Here is a 17,308-nt window from a genome sequence, read left to right as displayed (position 1 = left end):
ACAACACCCGGTTCATACGAGCTCCTCCCTCGCGCTCCGGGCACCGCCGGTCGCTGAGCCCGTCGAAGCGTCCGGCACCCTGGTCACCCCGTCGGTCGCTGAGCCCGTCGAAGCGTCCGGAACCCGGGCCTCGGTCAGCAGCACGTCCACCGCGTCGTCGACCTGGATGATCGCGTTCGACCGGTCCACGTGCACCACCGTCGGCGCGTAGTCCGCGAGGTCCTCACGCGAGTAGTCGGCGTAGGAGATGACGATGACCGTGTCGCCCGTGTGCACGAGGCGGGCGGCGGCGCCGTTCACCTGGATCACGCCGGATCCGCGCTCTCCCGCGATCGTGTACGTCTCGAAGCGGGATCCGTTGTCGACGTCGACGACGTGCACCTGCTCGTGCGGGAGGATGTCGGCGGCGTCGAGCAGGTCGGGGTCGATCGTGATGGATCCGACGTAGTGCAGATCGGATCCGGTGATCGTCGCGCGGTGGATCTTCGACTTCAGCATGGTGCGTCGCATCAGGCGCTCACTCTCAGGAGGCGGTTGTCGATGAGGCGGGCCGCGCCGACGTGCGCGGCGACCGCGAGCAGCGCCGCGCCGTCGAGGCGGGTCACGGGCTGCAGGTCGTCGGCCGTGCGCAGCTCGAGGTACTCGGGGACGATGCCGGCGTCGTCCAGGATCCGCCGGGCCGCGTCTTCGATGGCGGCGCCGTCGCGCTCGCCCTGCTCGACGGCTTCGGCTGCGGCTTCGAGCGCGCGGTTCAGCGCGGTCGCCTGCTGCCGCGCCGCGGGGCCGAGGTAGACGTTGCGCGAGCTCATGGCGAGACCGTCGGGTTCGCGCACGATCGGGCAGGCCACGATCTCGACGTCGAGATTCAGGTCGCGCACGAGCCGGCGAACCACGAGCACCTGCTGCGCGTCCTTCTGCCCGAAGTAGGCGGCGTCGGGCGCGACGATGCCGAAAAGCTTGGCGACGACCGTGGCGACGCCGTCGAAGTGGTGCGCGCCGCGGCTCGCGCCGTCGAGGACGTCGGTGATGCCGGAGATGTGGATCGTCGTGGCGAAGCCGTCGGGGTAGATCTCGGCGGGTTCGGGGGCGAAGAGGATGTCGGCGTCCTCGCCCTCGGCGAGCTCGGCGTCCCGCGCCTCGTCACGCGGGTAGCGACTGAGGTCTTCATTCGGGCCGAACTGCGTGGGGTTGACGAACAGCGACACCACGACGAGGTCGTTGTGCGCGCGAGCCTCGCGCATGAGCGAGAGGTGACCCTCGTGGAACGCGCCCATGGTCGGAACGAGTCCGACGCTCCGCCCGTCCTGCCTCGCGGCCCTCACGGCTTCGCGGAGCTCGGCGATGGTGCGGATGATCCTCATGCGCAGCTCCCCTCGTGCCGTTCCCCGGTTCCTGAGCGAGCGGAGCGAGACGAAGGACGCCCAGCGCCCGCAAGAACCCGCGTCTGCACGGTGAGCGCATCGACCAGCGGCAGCAACTCCGGGTTGCCGTCCGCGACAGCCGCCCGCTGCCGCGCGACCGTCACCTCGTCACCCCGGGCGATCGGTCCCGTGAGCACCTCAGCGGCACCCCGGTCGGCCCAGTTCGCCACCGTCCGCTGCACGAGCGGCGCGAGCACCGCGCGCGCCTCATCGGAGCCGATGCCCGCGGATCCGGCGACCCGCTCGGCCGCATCCAGAACGGCAAGCAGCAGGTTCGACGCGATCGAGGCGGACGCGTGATACCCCGCACGCTGCGCCTCGTCGACGCGGAACGGCCGCGCCCCGAGCGCCTCGGCGAGCCGTGTCGCCGTCACCAGCGCGTCGTCCGTGCGTCCATCGACGGCCGCGCCGATCCCGCGGAAGACGTCGGCCGACTCAGATCCGGTGAACGTCTGCAGCGGGTGGATGCTGAAGTCGACCTCGTCGAGTCCGGTCGCTCCCGACACGTGCCCGACGAGCCGCGCGTGCGGGCGCGCGGTCGCAGCGGCCTCGTGAATCGCCGCGTCGGGCACGCACAGGATCGCGACGTCAACCGGCGGCACTGCCTCCGCCCGGCCGAGCGGCCCGCGCACGTCGAAACCGACTTCCGCCAGCGCTCGCGCGAGCACGCCGCCGAGCCGTCCGGCACCGACGACGGCGATGCTGCGAGCGCGCGCAGCAGACACGGGGGAGGAAGATGCGTTCATTGTTGGACCCCGGCCGGAATCGGCAGCCGGGCTGGGTCGAGTATCCGCCTGCGCCGCGATCCGCACCAAATCGGAGATCATTTCGCACGACAAATTCAGCCAAGCGGCGTACTACTGTTCAGGATCAACAGGTTTCGGTTGCCCTTCTGCTCTCCGCGCGCTACGCTGGCACCTGACTACTCAGTCTCCCTCCACGACACCGCCGTACCCGCTTCAGCGCGCCCACGCGCAGCTCAATCCCGCGGGTAGGCCGCCCGCCACCGGTCGCGTTGACGCGCGATGTCGGCGCGCACGTCCGACGTGAGCAGGTCTGCCGAACGCAGGTCGGGGTCGAACGCCCAGTCGTTCGCCCGCAGACCGAGCGCGCGCAGCATCGGCTGCGCCCGCTGTCCCGGCGACCCCTTCAGCCCGAGGCGCTCCATCAGCTCTCCGACCGTGATGTCGTCGCCGAAGTCCAGGTAGTCGTTGCCCTTCGCGACGATCCAGCAGAGCGCCGCGGCCGCCGTGGCGTTGCTCGAGCGGCGACGGAAGATCGCCGGGTCCGCAGTCGCGATGCGCACCAGCGCTCGGCGGGCCGCGGTACGCAGTTCGGGATCGTCGAAGAGGTCGATGCACACACCGTCCGCGAGCGCGGAAACCGAGCGCACTCGGTCGACGATGTCGTCGGGGAGAGCGGAGACGTCGAGAGGCTCGTCGGGCAATGGAGCATCATCGAGCGCATCGAGAATGTCGGGTCCGCCCACTGACTGCGCGAGAACATCCAGATAGTCGGCGGGCCCGCCGAGGAGGTCATCGCCGTCGAGATCGTCGGTACCCAGGATTCCCAGCCGTTCCAGCAGGGCTGCGGGGCCTTGGGCACGCGGCCGGGAGATTGCGTCGAGGTAGCCGGGCGTGAACGCGTCGACGGCCTCAAGCGCCTGCACGGTATATATCTCGGGGACGCCACGGCGCGCGTGCGCGTAGGGGATCACTGTTTTGAGGGTGTCCGGCATGGCGCGCAGGTACGCCTCGGGCGCGATGACCTTGCGCGGAATCAGGTCCACCAGCACGATTTCGACCATGACATTGCTCCAGCGCAGCGGGTCGCCCGTGCCGTAGTCCGCGGCGAAGTTCATCAGCGTCTGCGCCTGGTCGAGCTGATCGGGCGTGAGCGAACGAGCATGCTCCGATGCGGCGAAGTCCGCACGCAGCGCATCCCACTCAGCGTCACTGAGCTCGATGCGCTCGTATCCGTGCCCGTCGCGCGGCAGCCCGCGCAGCAGCCACTCGACGAGCGGCTTGACCTGAGGCCAGGTGTCGGTGGTGACCGGATCGATGAAGCGGTCGCCGGTGGCGATGGCGCCGCGGAGCTTCGCGGCCGCATCCTCCAGGAGGATCTCCCGCAACTCGGTGTCGTCGCCGCCGAGGGCGTCGACACGGCCGAGCGCTTCACGAATCGGCACGTCGGCGATCCAGCAGTCTTTGACGATCGTGCCCATGTTGTGGTCGACGTACGCCACGATCGTGAACGACCGCCCGGGCGTCTCCACCCCGAGGAAGAGGTTGTCACCGTCGCCGAGGATGTGGGTGTTCTCGACCGCGCGCACGATGCGGATCTGGTCGAGATGCCGCAGCCATTGCGGCAGCGCATGACGGCGGTGCGCATCGCGCACCTGACGCCCGACGTCGGGCAGGTCCAGCATCTCCGACCACACCAGCAGCAGGGCGTCGGTCTCGCGTTCACCGACGTCGAGGAACGATGCGATGAGCATCTCGCGGGACGGCCCCGGATCCACCCGCTGCGGTCGCAACGGCGTGCCCGCGAGCGGATCCGGAGCGGTGACCTGAGCCAGGCCGCTCGCCGCCGCGAGGAACGTGAGCGGATGCGGATCCCGCAGGGCGTGCGCGAGGTCGTCCAGCAGAGACGGACGGGAGAGGCCGGGCATGGCGCCAGCGTACGGGAATCATGGGGTGCGTGCCGGTGTCCCCGTGCCGGGCTCGCGACGGCCACGCGGTCTGCGCCCGAGCTCGATGTACGCGGCGTCGGAGCCCCCGGGTCGACTCACGCGCGACCCGGATCCGCCGCCCCGCGCTCCGCCTGGGTGTACCCGGTGCGGTCACCGGCGCGGCGCCGCGTCAGCTTGGCGGCGTGGGCGGCCATCGTGGGCGCGATGTTGCCCATGTCGAACGTCAGGGCGTCCTTCGCATCGATGCCGATGGCGCCCGCCGCGAGGACCGCATCCTGGTTCGCGCCGAGGAAGGAGACATCCCAGTCGTAGTCATCGCGCTGACGCTGGATGATCCGGGCGATGGCGGCGGCGTCGTACTCCTGCGAGGCGTTCTCCGCCCCGTCGGTGACGATCGTGGCGAGCACGGTGCCGGGGCGCGCGTGCTTGGGCAGTGCGGCGAGGGCCGCACCGAAGCCGCTGAAGGCGACGCCGATCGCGTCGTACAGGGCGGTCGCGCCACGCGGTTCGAGGACGATCTTCACGTCGGCCGGCTGAGCGAAGGCGTGCGTGTGCTCGATGACGTTGTCGAACGTGACGACGTCGACGGTCACCATGCCGGGCTGTGCAGCCTGGGAGTCGATGAGCTGCTGGGTGGCGGCCGCCATCTCCGCGGCGCTTCCTTCCATCGATCCCGAGCGGTCGAGAACGACCAGGATCGCGGTGTAGTTCGAGTCAGTCATGAGGAAGCCTTCTCTCTCAGTAGTAGCAAACTTGTGCTTTCAGTTATACAGAGCCACCACAGAGAGCACAAGTGATTCGTTACGGTTAGCATAAGAAGGACCGCCGACACGGGCAGCGAGAGGGAGCAGCGCATGGCATCCGCATCGAAGAAGACCGGCGACGAAGAGGTCGGCCGACGCATCGCGGACCGGCGCACGAGCCTGCGGATGTCGCGTGAGGACCTCGCCCGCACCATCGGCGCATCCTACGCGATGGTCGCTCAGGTCGAGACGGGCTGGCGGATGCCGTCGTACGAGAAGCAACTGCTCATCGCGAAGGCCCTCGGGGCGCGTCTCGACGAGCTGTTCGGCGAGGGCGACGACGAGCCCTTCAACGTCCCCTTCGATACGTCGGTCGGCGCCGCCACCGCGGCCCCTCCGTCGATGAGCGCGCCCGGGTCGCCACAGGTTTCGGCGGCCTTCCCGCTCGGCGAGATCTCAGCGCGGCGGACGAGCGGATCCGGTCCGGCGAAAGGCGCTGATCCCGCGACGAGCGCCCCCGCGGCCCCGAGCGGATCGCCGACGACCCCGAGCGCATCCCTGTCGACGGCCTCACGACCCACGTTCGATGAAGCGGTCGAGCGCGCCGCCGCGGCGCTGCGCGACCTGCCCCCGTCCCGCCGGCTCGATGCCCTGGCGCGCCTGCAGCTGAGCGTGACCCGCGAGGTCGTCGATGAGGAGCGCCGTCAGGCAGGCGGCGAACGCCAGCGGTCGGGGTGGATCACCGAACTGAAGCCGGACGAGGTGTTCGTGTTCGGCTCGAACGCGGAGGGTCGGCATGGCGCGGGCGCCGCGCGCACCGCCTACGAGCGGTTCGGCGCCGTATGGGGCGAAGGGTCGGGGCACCAAGGCCAGTCGTACGGGATCGTCACGATGAGCGGACTCGGCGTGCTGCGCGACGAGGTGGCACGGTTCCTCCGCTACGCGAGCCGCCACCCCGAGCTGCGGTTCCTCGTCACCCCGATCGGCACCGGCGTCGCCGGCTACCGCGCCGACGAGATCGCGCACCTCTTCGACGGCGCACCCGACAACGTCGTGCTGCCGGCGGAGTTCCAGGGACGGTAGACCGCGGCGGATTTGGATCCGGGCGGTGGTTCACAGCGTTTAGTGGCCGAGCCGCCGCCTCAGCGCGACCTGGTCTGGCTCGAAGTGCGCGTCGCCCACATCGTCGCCAAGCGCGTGCTCACCGATCCACATGTCCGCCTCATGCTTGTGGCCTCGTCCCCGGAGCAGTTCAGCCAGCAACTCAACCTCCTCGCAGGTGAGAGCCGTGCCGACCTCGTGGGCCGTGTCTTTATCGAAGGGGACTGCTGCACGGATAGGTGACAGGTTATAGTCACGCCGCCAGTGCGACGGTCGTGTTCATGATGGTCTCGAACTCGATGGGCGTCAAACGGCCCAGGCGTGCCTGGCGTCGGCGACGGTGGTAGGTCCGTTCGATCCAGGTCACCATCGCGATGCGGAGTTGCTCGCGGGTGGTCCAGGTTCGGCGGTTGAGGACGTTCTTCTGCAGCAGCGCGAAGAACGATTCCATAGCTGCGTTGTCTCCGCTGGACCCTACTCTGCCCATGCTCCCGACCATGCGATGCCGGCTGAGGGCGCGGAGCATCTTCCGGCTTCGGAACTGAGATCCCCTGTCGGAATGCACGATGCATCCGGCGACGTCGCCGCGCATCGCAACAGCGTTCTCGAGGGCTTGGACGGCCAGACGGGACTTCATCCGGGAGTCGATCGAGTACCCGACGATCCGTCCCGAGTAGACGTCCTTGATGGCGCAGAGGTAGAGCTTGCCCTCCGCGGTCCGGTGTTCCGTGATGTCGGTCAGCCACAGTTCGTTCGGCGCCTCCGCTGTGAACACGTGCCGCACACGCCCGTCCTCGTCGACGACCGCGCACAGGTCGTCGTGGACGGGAGGGCCGGGTCGGCGGCCCTTGCCGCGCTTGGGCTTGCCGAACGCGCTGAACCAGCCGTTACTCGACGCGATCCGCCACGCCGTCCGATCCGACATCGCCTCTCCGTTGTCGCGGGCCTCGTCGGCGAGGAGGCGGTGCCCGAACTCGGGGTCGTCCTGGTGCGCGTCGAATAGCGCGTTCGCGCGATACGCCTCCACCACCTCACTATCGGTGATGGGGTTCGCCAGCCAGCGGTAGTAGGGCTGGCGGGAGAGCTTCAATACCCGGCACGTCACCGTCACAGGAATCCCTGCGGCGGCGAGCTCCGTCACGAGCGGGTAGAACCTTTTCCCGGCAGGTTCGCCTGCGACAGATACGCCGCCGCACGCCGCAGGACCTCGTTCTCCTGTTCGAGGAGCCGGTTTCGCTTCCGCAATTCGCGGATCTCGGCCGCCTCGGTTCGGGACTGGCCGGGCTTGGCTCCCTCGTCGATGTCGGCGCGACGCATCCACTTCTGCAACGTCATGGGGTGAACACCGAAGTCTTTCGCGATCTGCTCGATCGTCACACCGGGCTCACGATTTCGCGCGACGCGCACGACATCGTCACGGAACTCAGTGGGGTAGGGCTTCGGCACAGCAACATCCTTCCAGGCCAACCCCTCGGGCAAGCCAGATCAGATGTCACCTATTCGTGCAGCAGTCCCTTGCGCGCCATCGCTATCGCTGGTCCAGCACGCTTGAAGTCGGCCAGCGTTACTCCCGTAAGGACGTCTGTCGTCTGCTGAACTGGCAGAAGAACGAAGAGGGCACGATCAACGGTTACAAGGTCGACCTGATTTCGGGAACCTGCCCGATCTTCGTCACCTACCACAAGCACGAGGACGTATCTGCGAGCACCGCATACGGCGATGAGTTCATCAACGAGTCCCAGATGCATTGGTTCACGCGCAGTCGTCGCACGCTCGCGAGCTCCGAAGTGAAGACAATTGCGGAGAACGCGATCCCGCTCCATCTGTTTGCGAAGAAGGACGATGCCGAGGGCCGCGACTTCTATTACCTCGGCCGCGTGCGCGCGTCCTCACCAAAGCAAGCGCAGATGCCAGGAGAGGGCGGATCCCTCTTGAATGTGGTAACGATGACGCTCGGTATGGAGTCTCCGATCGAGGCCAGCCTGTACGACTATTTCGTCGCGAACGCCCCGAAAACCGAGCCCTAGTCGACTGCGAATACGACACCGCTGGTAGCGTCGGCGCCATGCCGTCCTCCGCCACTCTCGCCGCCCTCCGCGCGTTCGTCGACGAGCGCGACTGGGATCAGTTCCACACGCCGGAGAACCTTGCCAAGAGCATCGCAGTCGAATCCGGGGAGTTGCTCGAGTGCTTCCAGTGGGGCGGCGAGTTCGACCAGACGCGCGTCGAGGAAGAGCTCGCCGACATCGTCACGTACTGCATCCATCTGGCGAACCGGATCGGCGTCGACCTCGACGACATCGTGCTGCGCAAGCTCGAGTCGAGCCGCGCAAAGTACCCCGTTGATCAGGCGCGCGGTCGGATGGTGAAGTACACGCAGCTTGCGGCCGAGAGAGATCAGGACGAGTAGCGATCCAGCCCGAGCGTTTCGGGACCGGTCCGCGCCACGCGCGGGCGACGCGCCGGGAAAGCCGGCGGGCGCTGGTTGGCTGGAGGGATGGAGATCCCCACTCTTGCCCTGCTCATCGCCGTCGCTGTGCTGGTCGTCGCCTTCGCGGCGACGGTCTGGGGTCTGAGCCGCCGCAACCGGCGGGTCAGGGAGGAGCTCCAGCGGCGCTACGCCGACGAAGAGAATTCGCTCGTCGAACGCCAGGCCAGCGCGACCCGCGAGCTGCAGAGCACGCACAGCGAAACCGTCGCCACGTTGATGGCGCGCTACGACGCGGAGACCACGCAGCGCCTCGCCGAGCACGAGGAGCAGGTGCGCGCACTCACCGCCGAGCGCGACGCCGCCATCGCGAACGAGGAGGGATCCCGGTTGCTCGCCGGCCGTGGACTGCGCTGGGAGCTCGCCTCGCGTGAGGTGCTCGTCGACGCCTGCGAGGCAGGCGGGTTGGACGCGATCGTCGCGACGAACATCGTCTTCTCCCCGCGCGATGAGGGATCCATCGCACCGTACTGCGCACAGCTCGACCACCTCGTGATCACCGAGAAGGCGGTCGTGCTGGTCGACAGCAAGTACTGGAAGGGTCTCATCCTCGACGGCAAGAAGCCGTCGACGCTCGCGGGGGCGCTCGGCGTGCTCTTCGACGAGAGCGCGCTGCCGAGCTCGTTCGCGATCGCGGTGACGCGGGAGGGCGGCGAGCGCCTCGACGTGCGCACGCTGCTCGGGCCTGACTCTCCCGCGGCGCAGGTCCGACGCCAGGCTCGTCGCTTCTACCAGCACCTGTCAGCGCGGCACGGATCCGCTCCGTACGTGCAGACGTGCGTCTTCTACTCCCATCCCGACGCGCGGGTGTGGACGGGCGGCCTCGACGAGTCCGAGCACGCTCAGCCGACGCGCATCGCCTCGGTCCGCACGATCCAGAAGGCGCTCCTCGACGCGCAGACCGGCGGCCCCGCCGGCCCGTCGTCGCATCAGCTCACGCAGCTCGTCGCGACGGTCCACGAACTGGGCGCCGACCTGCACGGCACCGGACGGTTCGCGTCGGAGTTCCGCAGCCCGGTGCCGCTGAACTTCCGTATGCCGGCACACGGGACGCTGTCCGCGCAGGCGACGACGGCGGAGGGACCGCGGATCCGGGAGCGTCGCAGCGTGCGTTCTTGAAGCGCTTGTGGCTTCGGGGTTTCGCATCGCCGCATGCGGCGAGTTGGATTTCGCTGCTGAAACGTCATCGGGAACAGCGCTTTTCATCGTCGACCGCGGACTGAACTCCGCCCCGGTCAGCAGCCGGGGGCGTTGGGGCGTTCCAGGCACGTACCCTGGACGAGGGCGGTGTACGCCTTGACGACACGGATCTGCTGACTCGCGGGCGGACCGTTCAGCGTGCCGCTGATCGGGATCCACCCGGCGCCGAGATCCACGTCGGCAGTGTAGGTGACCGTGGCGGTCACCGTGTACGTGCCGGGCTCCGTGTAGACGTGGCTCGTGTCGGTGGGCGTGAACTGCGCTTGACCGCTCGTGTCCCACGCGACGCCGGGCGTGGTGCTCGTGCGCCGTTCCCCGTCGCCGTAGTCGAACGCGTAGCTCACCGGGGTGAACCGGATCGTCAGGGACCGGCCGAGGATCGTGCCGGGGATCGTCTCGGTCTTGGCGCTGCTGAGGAAGTTGGCGGGGAGCCCGACGACCGCGATGTTGTCGGGTTCGCCGGCGACCGTCGCCGTGGACGGGACGAAGCGGGCGAGGTCGGAGATGGTGACGCTCCAGCCGGGGACAGCCGGAGGTGGCGTCGTGGGCTCCTGAGTGGTCGGAGCGTCCACGCGGATGCCGTTGAGGCAGCTCTGGAACTCGTGGACGTCGTCGCGACAGGTGTCGTAGATGTTGACGGGTGGTGGGGGTTCCGGGAACCAGAGGTCGTCTGACCCGGCGCCTTCGATCAGCGGACCATTGCCGCCCGGCGTCGGATCCCAATCGTCGGTACTCGTCGTCTGGCTGCCCGTCATCGTCACGCCGCTACGGTCTGGACAGCCGAACATCGCCCCGATTCGTCCGCACGCTGTGTCCACGGGCGCATCTGCGAACACGCCTGCGCCATTTACAACCAAGACGGCGATGAGGAGCGACGAGACTAGCATTTGATGTCCGCTGAAGCCGATTTCGCGATCAACAACGAAGATCCCGCACGGGTGAACTCGACCTGGAGTGGCACGAGCAGCGGTCTGTTAGCTGGAGTCACGTCGCCGCCGCTCTTGTCAATGATGCGGGTCTGGCTGACGTCGAGGCAAACGTCGGCAGCTACCTGGGAAGTTTCGGGACTGAACTTGGAACCGCTGAAGGACTCGACGCGGGCAGCACCCTTGATTGTCAAGCCCTGCGACTTGAGATCACGCTGGCTTGCTAACTCGTCTTCCAGCGCCGCGCCCGCCAGATAGTCCTCCGGTCGAGCAGTCGCGTCACCACTGTCCGCTTTGGCTCCGGCATCCGTGTATTCGCGGTACACGGCCTCCGCGGCTTTGAAGGCGTCGGCCTCGCTGGTGAACAGCGGAGTCGGAGTCGGCTTGGGTGCCGGGCCGGGTGTGCAGCCGGCGAGCCCGACCGCGGCTGCGACGAGCGCCGCCGCGACGCCAGCGCGGAGCGCCCCGGCCATCCGACCGCCGCGAGGGGACCGGACATCGAGAGCAGTGCGCCGAGGAATCACTCAGCCACCGTAACCGGATCCACCCGTCTGCTTGAGAGTTATCCACAGGCTTCGCCCGAGAAGGGTGCCGCGTTTCGTCTCTCTCGGCCTGCGGCCGTGCTCGCTCAACGACCCCGGGTACGGGCTCAGGCGGGCGCAGTCAACGACACCGGAGGGAGCAGGCCGTCGCGCCGAGCGCGATAGGGGCGCCGCGGGCACCGCTACTTCCCGCGGCGCACCACGAGCACGATGAACAGCGCGACGAAGACCGCGACGAGCGCTCCCGCGGTGATACCCATGACGCCTCCAAGCCCGCGCCTGACGGGGCGTGGGCTTGGATTCTCGCACACGGACTTCGGTGCGTCCGCGGTCACTCCGCCGATGCCGGGGCGTACTGCAGCAGAACATTCGACGACCCCGGGATCGGGGCTGCGCCGAGCGTGCGCAGCCGCACCGGGGCCCGGAACGCCGGCACGCCCTCGCCGATCGCGTCCGGCCCCATGATCAGGTCGAGGCGGTCGACCGCGCCGTCCGCCAGCAGGTCGTTCCACAGGGTCGCGCTGGCGAACACGACGATGTCGCCGCCGTCGCCGGCCTTCTCGGCGGCCAGCACGTCGGCCAGATCTGCCCCGCTCACCACCCGCGTGGTGTTGTGCCACGGGTTGTCCGCCGGCACCACGAACCCATCGCTGACCACGATCTTGGGGACGTCGCGGTACAGGCGGCTGAACTCGCGGTTCACCGCGCTCAGCGCGGGATTCGACGGATCCTCCGGCGCATCCGCGACCATCGGCCAGAACGAGCTGAACAGTTCGAACGACGTGCGCCCGAGCAGCACGGTGCCCGCGCCCCGCATGAGCTCGAGGTTGTGCGCGTCGAAGCCCGCGTCGAGGTTCAGAACCATCGGGTTTCCTCCGGCGCCGGCGAAGAAGCCGTCGAGAGTGATGGCGTTGGAGACGATGAGCGAGTGCATGAGCGTTCCTTTCCTGGCAGAAGAGTGCGTACACAGGTGCAGAGACGCCGGATCCGCGAAACTCATCGGTCGCCACGAGAATTCTTCGGAACTCAGTCGACGAGGCACTCCCGGAACAGATCCGCCAGGGCCGGCAGCCCCGCCCGATGCGCCTCCCGTTGCCGGGCGGCCCCGGTGCGACGTGGCCCGAGCAGGCGCGCCACGGCGCGGATCTCGTCGTCGCCGTTCAGGTGCGGCGCGATGCGGTCGTGCAGCGCCGTCAGCACCTCGGCCACCGGCGCGAGGCGCCCGGTGTCGGGGTGCAGCAGGCCACTGTCCAGCCCGTGACGGGCGGCGTGCCAGAGCCCGGCGTCCCAGGGCGCGCGGTCCTCCGACGCTGAGGTGCGGGAATCACGCGCGGAGTCGACGAGGGCGCGGACGACGACCGCCAGGGCGACCGACGATGCGGCGTCGAGCTGCGCGTCGCAGACCCTCACTTCAAGAGTGGGGAACAGGGTCGACAGGCGCATGTTCCAGTTCAGCGACCGGGTATCCGACGTGGCGCCGAGTCCGACCAGAGCGGCGACGGTGGCGTCGTAGTCGTCGACGTCGCGGAAGACCGGCGGGATCCCGTAGGTCGTCCAGCGGCGGAAGTGGATGGCGCGCCAGCCGTCGAAGCCCGTGTCCTGCCCGTCCCAGAAGGGGGAGTTGCCCGAGAGGGCGAGCAGCACGGGCAGCCACCCGCGCAGCACGTTGGACGCGTGCACCCCGGCGTCGCGCTCCACGCCGACGTGCACGTGCAGGCCGCAGACCTGGTGCTCGGCGGTGATGCCCGCCACCTCGGCGGCGATGTGGTCGTACCGCTCCCCCGGGCTCACCGTCGACGACGGGCGCCGGCCCAGCGGCGTGCCCGTGCCGGCCGCCACGACCCCCGCGTCGGCGGCCCACCGGCCGAGGCGGTGACGGAATCCCCGCAGCGCCTCGTGGGCTTCGGCAGCGCCCGTGCACACCGGGGTCGCGTACTCGATCTGGCAGCTGAGGTACTCCCGGGCGACCGTGCCGTCGTCGCGGCCGTCATCGACCTCCGCGACCGCCTCCGCCGCACGTTCCACCGGGGTGAGGGTGGTGGGGTCGAGGAGCAGGAACTCCTCTTCGATGCCGAACGTGGTCGCCATTCACTCCGTCCTGAATCCCGCGGCCTTGAACAGGCCGGCGCACAGTCGTCGCACGACGCGTCCGCCGGCTGGGGGCACGGCCGGTGTCAGCGGTCCTCGTCGTCGAGGTCGTCGTCGGTCTCCGAGGCGATGCGGTCGGCCTCGGCGCTGTCGATATGGTCGTCGTTCCGGTCCGGGTCGAGCTCCTCGTCGCCGTCGGCGTCCTCCATGAGCGGCGGATCCGAGAGCTCCTGCTCCGGATCCTCCGGGACCAGCGGCATCTGCGGGTTGTTCGTCATGGCGCGCTCCTTCGCCTCAGGCGGCCCGGCCTGCGCCGACGTCCTCGGTGACGCGGCGCCCGGTCGCACCGCATACGCTATGCGGCGGGCGCGCCGGCGTCAGCGGTCTTGTCACCGCGACGATGGCGTGCTAGCTCGTGGATCCCGCCCGAGCGAGCAGATCCGGATCCAGGAACGAGGCGATCCAGATGATCTCGGATCCGCGGATCTCGAGCGCCATGACTGCGCCCGGCCGCCAGGCGCCGTCCGCGAACTGCTCGGCGACGACCGCGGGCATGCCGTTGACCTGCGCCCGGGCGCGCACCCGCCACGGCGTGACGAGCGACCGGTCCGCGAAGAACGCCGTGACGTCTGCCACCCCGTCGAACCAGGCCGGCAGCGGCGGCATCGTGAGACGCACGTCGTCGGCGAGCAAGGCGACGATGCCCGGCACATCCCCGGCCTCGAACGCCGCGACGAACGCGTCCACGGCGCGCTGCTCGGCGGAGTCGGGAACGCGAGCCGATCCCGCGGGCGACGGCGCGGCAGCCCCGGCTTCGCCGTCGCCCGCCCCGGCGACTCGGGCGCGGCTCGCGCGGGCCCGCTGCAGCGCGCTGTTCACGGAAGCGACGGTCGTATCGAGGATCTCGGCGGTCTCGGCGGCCGAGAAGTCGAGCACATCCCGCAGGATGAGCGCCGCCCGCTGGGCCGGCGGCAGCTGCTGCAGCGCCGCGAGGAAGGCTAGCGAGATGGTGTCGCGGCGCACCGCCGCCTCCGCGGGGTCGTCGATCGACGCGATCCACGGATCCAGCCAGGCCGTCGCGTCGTCCGGTGCGCCGAGGTCCCCGAGCGGGTCGCGGGCCGGATGCGCATCCCACGACAGCACGCGGGCGGGCCGCCGCTCGGCGACTCGGAGGCTGGTGCGCGTGGCGATGCGGTAGAGCCAGGTGCGCAGCGAGCTGTTCCCGGCGAACCCCGCGATGCCGCGCCAGGCGGCCAGCAGCGCCTCCTGCGTGGCGTCCTCGGCGTCGGCGAGCGACCCCAGGATCCGATAGCAGTGCCGCTGCAGCTCGCGCCGGTGCCGTCCGACGAGCGCTCCGAACGCCGACTCGTCGCCGCCGCGGGCACGGTCCAGCAGAACCGCCGAATCGGTCATGCGCACTCCGTCGCCATGCCGAGAGCGTAACCCGAGCTCATGGGTGCACCCGCGGCTGACGAAGTGGATCGTCGAGCACCAGGAGATCGATCCGGCACACTGACCTCCCGTTCGTCGCCGCCGCACCGGTCAGGCGTTCCCGTCGTCACCATCCGCGCTCCACGGGTCGACGAGGTGCACGCCAAGCCCGTCGAAGTCCCGCACGTTGCGCGTCGCCAGGGTTGCTCGCGCGTGGATCGCGGTCGCCGCGATCTGGGCATCGAAGACGCTGATCGGGCGACCCGCGCGGGAGCGGGTGGCAAGAACCCTGCCGTACTCGATCGCCGCACCGAAGCCGAACGGCAGCACTCGCCCCTTGAGACTCTCGAACGCCAGATCCAGCGCATCCTGCAGCAGGATCCGCCGACGCCCTTCCGGAAGCGCGGCGACCCCGGCGGCGAGTTCGGCGACGACAACCGCGCTCGTGCCGACGTCGGCGCGCCGCTGCCGGTCGAGCCAGTGCCGCACGCGGTCGTCCGGAGCCGGCTTCATGAACTCCGACAACACGTTCGTGTCGAGCAGGATCATGCGAGGTCGATGGGTGCGGCGAGTTCGGACCGCGGCGGCACCTCGAGCGGACCGAGACCGGCGAATGCGGCCGCGAAGAAGGTCCCCAGACCCCGATCATCGCTCTCCGCCGCGACGGCAGCGGTGAGGATGCCGCGCACCTCGGCCTCCATCGAACGACCTTCGCGCGCCGCCCTCAGCTTGAGTGCCCGGACCACGTCGTCATCCAGCCCGCGGACGGTGATCGTCGACATGGCACCTCCTGACTGCATTGCTGTCAATGCATGCAAGGCTACTCCTCCTCCGATCGATCGGCTCCGTCGAGCAAGACCTTCAACGGGAACTTGCTGGCGACGCTAGTCACGCGGGACGGGGCGCTGCGGGCCGATCCCGAACCCCGTGTGGAGACCCGCCCGCCGAGCGTCGGTGGAGGACGTAGCGCGGCAGGAATTCAGGTCGCCGCGGTCTGCGAAGATCAGCCGCCGAGGCCGTCGTCGAAGACCTGCAGCGCGGAGGCGTCGTTGGTGGCGTCGGTGCGCGCCAGGCGCTCCCCACGGAAGAAGCCCGGCGAGGCCTTCGACTGCAGCAGCATCAGGACCACGCCGAGGCCCAGCACGGTCACGCCGATGATGCCCACCAGCCCGACGCCTCCTATGTTGCTCCCCGATCCGGCGGAGGGATCCATCGCGTCGATGGTCGTCTTCACGAACACGATCAGCAGCAGGATCCCGCCGAGGCCGGGCAGCACGATCTTCATCAGGATCGACCCGAGACCCTCGCGGAGGGCCGCCTTGCGGAAGTACCACGGGCTCGCGAGCGCGGTGACGCCGTAGTAGAAGCACACCATCATGCCGAGGGCGGTGATCGTGTCCCACAGCACGTCCTCGCTGATGAAGCGCATCACGGCGTAGAACGCCGACGCGACGATCGAGGACAGCAGCAGCGCGACGTGCGGCGACTTGTAGGTCGGGTGCACCTTCTTCAGCGACGCCGGGAGGGCGCCGTAGTGCGACATCGCGAGCAGCGTGCGCGCCGGGGAGATCGCGGTGGAGTTGATCGACGCCATGGCGCTGACGAGGATCGCGAGCGAGAGCAGGATCGCCGCGGGCCCCATCACGGGGTGTGCGAGGGCCGCGAACACGTTCTCGATGATGTCGGGGTTGCCGAGCCCGGTCGGGCCGTCGCCGAGACCCGCGTAGGCGACCGTGGCGGTCGCGGTGCCGACGTAGAGCACCACGAGGATCGCGACGAGGATCATCGCCGCCTTGCTCTCGGTGGACAGGCGCCCCTTCGAGGGCTTGGTCTCCTCGCCCATGGTGAGCACGGTGTCCCAGCCCCAGTAGACGAAGATCGACACCGCGATGCCGGCGGCGAACGCGCTGAAGCTCGACACCTCGAACGGGTTGAACCAGCTCAGTTCCGGGAGCTTGGCCTCCTTGTTGGCCGGGTCGCCGGCGCCCACGAACATCGCGACGACGAACCACACCATGACCGCCATCTGGAAGATCACGGTGACGTACTGGAACACCTTGGTCGAGGTCATGCCTCGGTAGGAGATGAACGTCGCGAGAGCCATGAACCCGAGGCAGACGGCGATGTTGATGAACTTGTTCGCCGAGAGCTCGGCGATCGACGGATCCCCGACGAGGATGCTGATCGACTGGAAGAGGAACTCCACCGCGATGCCGGCGAGATTGGAGAGCACGAGCACGGTCGCTGCGATGAGGCCCCAGCCGGCCATCCAGCCGACCCACGGGCCGAAGGCGCGGGTCGCCCAGGTGAACGAGGTGCCCGAGTCGGGCATCGCCGAGTTCAGCGCACGGTAGCCGAGCGCCACGAGGAGCATCGGGATGAAGCCCATGAGGAAGATCGCCGGCGTCTGGTAGCCGACCTCGCTCGCCGCCGGTCCCACGGCCGCCGTGAGCGTGTACGCGGGCGCGCACGTCGAGATCCCGATCACCAGACAGCCGAGCACACCCACGGTGCCGGTCGGCAGGCCCTTCTTGCTGATGCCCGTGACGGAGTCGAGGGTCCTCGTGGCCGGATCCGGCGCTCCCTGGTCGTACGTCACGCTCATGCCGATCCTGCTTCCTGCGCGTCGTCGCACGGTCGCCCCGGTGACGACGCTGTGGCCTGGCGACGCTGCGC

At 69.2% G+C, this 17,308-nt stretch carries 20 protein-coding genes; 5 read left to right on the top strand and 15 right to left on the bottom strand.

Going from position 1 to position 17,308, the window contains the following annotated elements; genetic code table 11:
* Positions 1-12: 12 nt before the first annotated feature.
* From panD to ACYQ1L_RS01105, 5 genes are all read right to left on the bottom strand, one after another.
* A complete protein-coding gene (gene panD, locus ACYQ1L_RS01125) occupies positions 13-510 on the bottom strand; it encodes an aspartate 1-decarboxylase (protein WP_460002373.1) in 498 nt (165 codons plus the stop codon).
* Complete coding sequence (gene panC / locus ACYQ1L_RS01120) at positions 510-1,361, bottom strand: pantoate--beta-alanine ligase (protein WP_460002372.1); 852 nt, start codon at positions 1,359-1,361, stop codon at positions 510-512. The genes panD and panC overlap by 1 nt, the downstream gene beginning before the upstream one ends.
* Positions 1,358-2,146: a DUF2520 domain-containing protein gene (locus ACYQ1L_RS01115; protein WP_460002371.1), complete on the bottom strand. Its 789-nt coding sequence runs from the start codon at positions 2,144-2,146 to the stop codon at positions 1,358-1,360. Before ACYQ1L_RS01115 ends, panC begins: the two co-directional genes overlap by 4 nt.
* A 254-nt stretch (positions 2,147-2,400) precedes the next feature.
* Positions 2,401-4,092: a hypothetical protein gene (locus ACYQ1L_RS01110; RefSeq protein ID WP_460002370.1), complete on the bottom strand. Its 1,692-nt coding sequence runs from the start codon at positions 4,090-4,092 to the stop codon at positions 2,401-2,403.
* Positions 4,093-4,208: 116 nt separating this feature from the next.
* Positions 4,209-4,835: a VWA domain-containing protein gene (locus ACYQ1L_RS01105; RefSeq protein ID WP_460002368.1), complete on the bottom strand. Its 627-nt coding sequence runs from the start codon at positions 4,833-4,835 to the stop codon at positions 4,209-4,211.
* 132 nt (positions 4,836-4,967) lie between these two features.
* On the opposite strand from ACYQ1L_RS01105, the gene ACYQ1L_RS01100 reads away from it, so the two are divergent.
* Positions 4,968-5,939 carry an A1S_2505 family phage non-structural protein gene (locus ACYQ1L_RS01100; RefSeq protein WP_460002367.1) on the top strand — a complete coding sequence of 324 codons (972 nt, stop codon included), beginning with the start codon at positions 4,968-4,970 and terminating at the stop codon, positions 5,937-5,939.
* A 42-nt stretch (positions 5,940-5,981) separates the two neighbouring features.
* A complete protein-coding gene (locus ACYQ1L_RS01095; protein ID WP_460002365.1) occupies positions 5,982-6,200 on the top strand; it encodes a hypothetical protein in 219 nt (72 codons plus the stop codon).
* 10 nt (positions 6,201-6,210) lie between these two features.
* On the opposite strand, the gene ACYQ1L_RS01090 is transcribed toward ACYQ1L_RS01095, so the two are convergent.
* Positions 6,211-7,403 (bottom strand): IS3 family transposase gene (locus tag ACYQ1L_RS01090; RefSeq protein ID WP_460002364.1). Its coding sequence is split into 2 segments (ribosomal slippage): positions 6,211-7,116 and positions 7,119-7,403, totalling 1,191 coding nucleotides; the frame shifts between segments, so codons are not numbered across the junction.
* A 56-nt stretch (positions 7,404-7,459) separates the two neighbouring features.
* Here ACYQ1L_RS01090 and ACYQ1L_RS01085 point away from each other — a divergent pair.
* The 3 genes from ACYQ1L_RS01085 (at position 7,460) to ACYQ1L_RS01075 (ending at position 9,564) form a co-directional block, all read left to right on the top strand.
* Entirely contained in the window at positions 7,460-7,984 is a 525-nt protein-coding gene (locus tag ACYQ1L_RS01085; RefSeq protein ID WP_460002362.1) for a DUF3427 domain-containing protein, read from the top strand.
* 38 nt (positions 7,985-8,022) lie between these two features.
* Positions 8,023-8,367 (top strand): nucleotide pyrophosphohydrolase, encoded by a 345-nt coding sequence (locus ACYQ1L_RS01080; RefSeq protein ID WP_460002361.1) that lies wholly within the window; start codon positions 8,023-8,025, stop codon positions 8,365-8,367.
* Between the two features lie 87 nt (positions 8,368-8,454).
* Positions 8,455-9,564 carry a nuclease-related domain-containing protein gene (locus ACYQ1L_RS01075; protein ID WP_460002360.1) on the top strand — a complete coding sequence of 370 codons (1,110 nt, stop codon included), beginning with the start codon at positions 8,455-8,457 and terminating at the stop codon, positions 9,562-9,564.
* Positions 9,565-9,680: 116 nt separating this feature from the next.
* Here ACYQ1L_RS01075 and ACYQ1L_RS01070 read toward each other — a convergent pair whose 3' ends face one another.
* From ACYQ1L_RS01070 to ACYQ1L_RS01030, 9 genes are all read right to left on the bottom strand, one after another.
* Positions 9,681-10,406: a hypothetical protein gene (locus ACYQ1L_RS01070; RefSeq protein ID WP_460002359.1), complete on the bottom strand. Its 726-nt coding sequence runs from the start codon at positions 10,404-10,406 to the stop codon at positions 9,681-9,683.
* A gap of 119 nt (positions 10,407-10,525) precedes the next feature.
* Positions 10,526-11,044, bottom strand: coding sequence for a hypothetical protein (locus tag ACYQ1L_RS01065; RefSeq protein ID WP_460002358.1), 519 nt, complete (start codon positions 11,042-11,044; stop codon positions 10,526-10,528).
* A gap of 400 nt (positions 11,045-11,444) precedes the next feature.
* The gene (locus ACYQ1L_RS01060) at positions 11,445-12,047 is read right to left on the bottom strand and encodes a dihydrofolate reductase family protein (protein WP_460002357.1); all 603 of its coding nucleotides are present in this window, start codon (positions 12,045-12,047) and stop codon (positions 11,445-11,447) included.
* A 92-nt stretch (positions 12,048-12,139) separates the two neighbouring features.
* Positions 12,140-13,201 carry a carboxylate-amine ligase gene (locus ACYQ1L_RS01055; RefSeq protein ID WP_460002356.1) on the bottom strand — a complete coding sequence of 354 codons (1,062 nt, stop codon included), beginning with the start codon at positions 13,199-13,201 and terminating at the stop codon, positions 12,140-12,142.
* 86 nt (positions 13,202-13,287) lie between these two features.
* The gene (locus tag ACYQ1L_RS01050) at positions 13,288-13,479 is read right to left on the bottom strand and encodes a hypothetical protein (RefSeq protein ID WP_460002355.1); all 192 of its coding nucleotides are present in this window, start codon (positions 13,477-13,479) and stop codon (positions 13,288-13,290) included.
* A gap of 130 nt (positions 13,480-13,609) precedes the next feature.
* Entirely contained in the window at positions 13,610-14,614 is a 1,005-nt protein-coding gene (locus ACYQ1L_RS01045) for an RNA polymerase subunit sigma-70 (protein ID WP_460002354.1), read from the bottom strand.
* A 129-nt stretch (positions 14,615-14,743) separates the two neighbouring features.
* Positions 14,744-15,181: a type II toxin-antitoxin system VapC family toxin gene (locus ACYQ1L_RS01040; protein WP_460002352.1), complete on the bottom strand. Its 438-nt coding sequence runs from the start codon at positions 15,179-15,181 to the stop codon at positions 14,744-14,746.
* Positions 15,178-15,414 (bottom strand): FitA-like ribbon-helix-helix domain-containing protein, encoded by a 237-nt coding sequence (locus tag ACYQ1L_RS01035; protein ID WP_460002351.1) that lies wholly within the window; start codon positions 15,412-15,414, stop codon positions 15,178-15,180. Before ACYQ1L_RS01035 ends, ACYQ1L_RS01040 begins: the two co-directional genes overlap by 4 nt.
* Positions 15,415-15,635: 221 nt before the next feature.
* Positions 15,636-17,237 (bottom strand): APC family permease, encoded by a 1,602-nt coding sequence (locus ACYQ1L_RS01030; protein WP_460002350.1) that lies wholly within the window; start codon positions 17,235-17,237, stop codon positions 15,636-15,638.
* Positions 17,238-17,308: the final 71 nt, after the last annotated feature.

This window comes from Microbacterium xylanilyticum (assembly GCF_054654695.1).
Note: the sequence above shows the minus strand (reverse complement) of the source record. Positions and strands in the feature narration are given on the sequence as shown.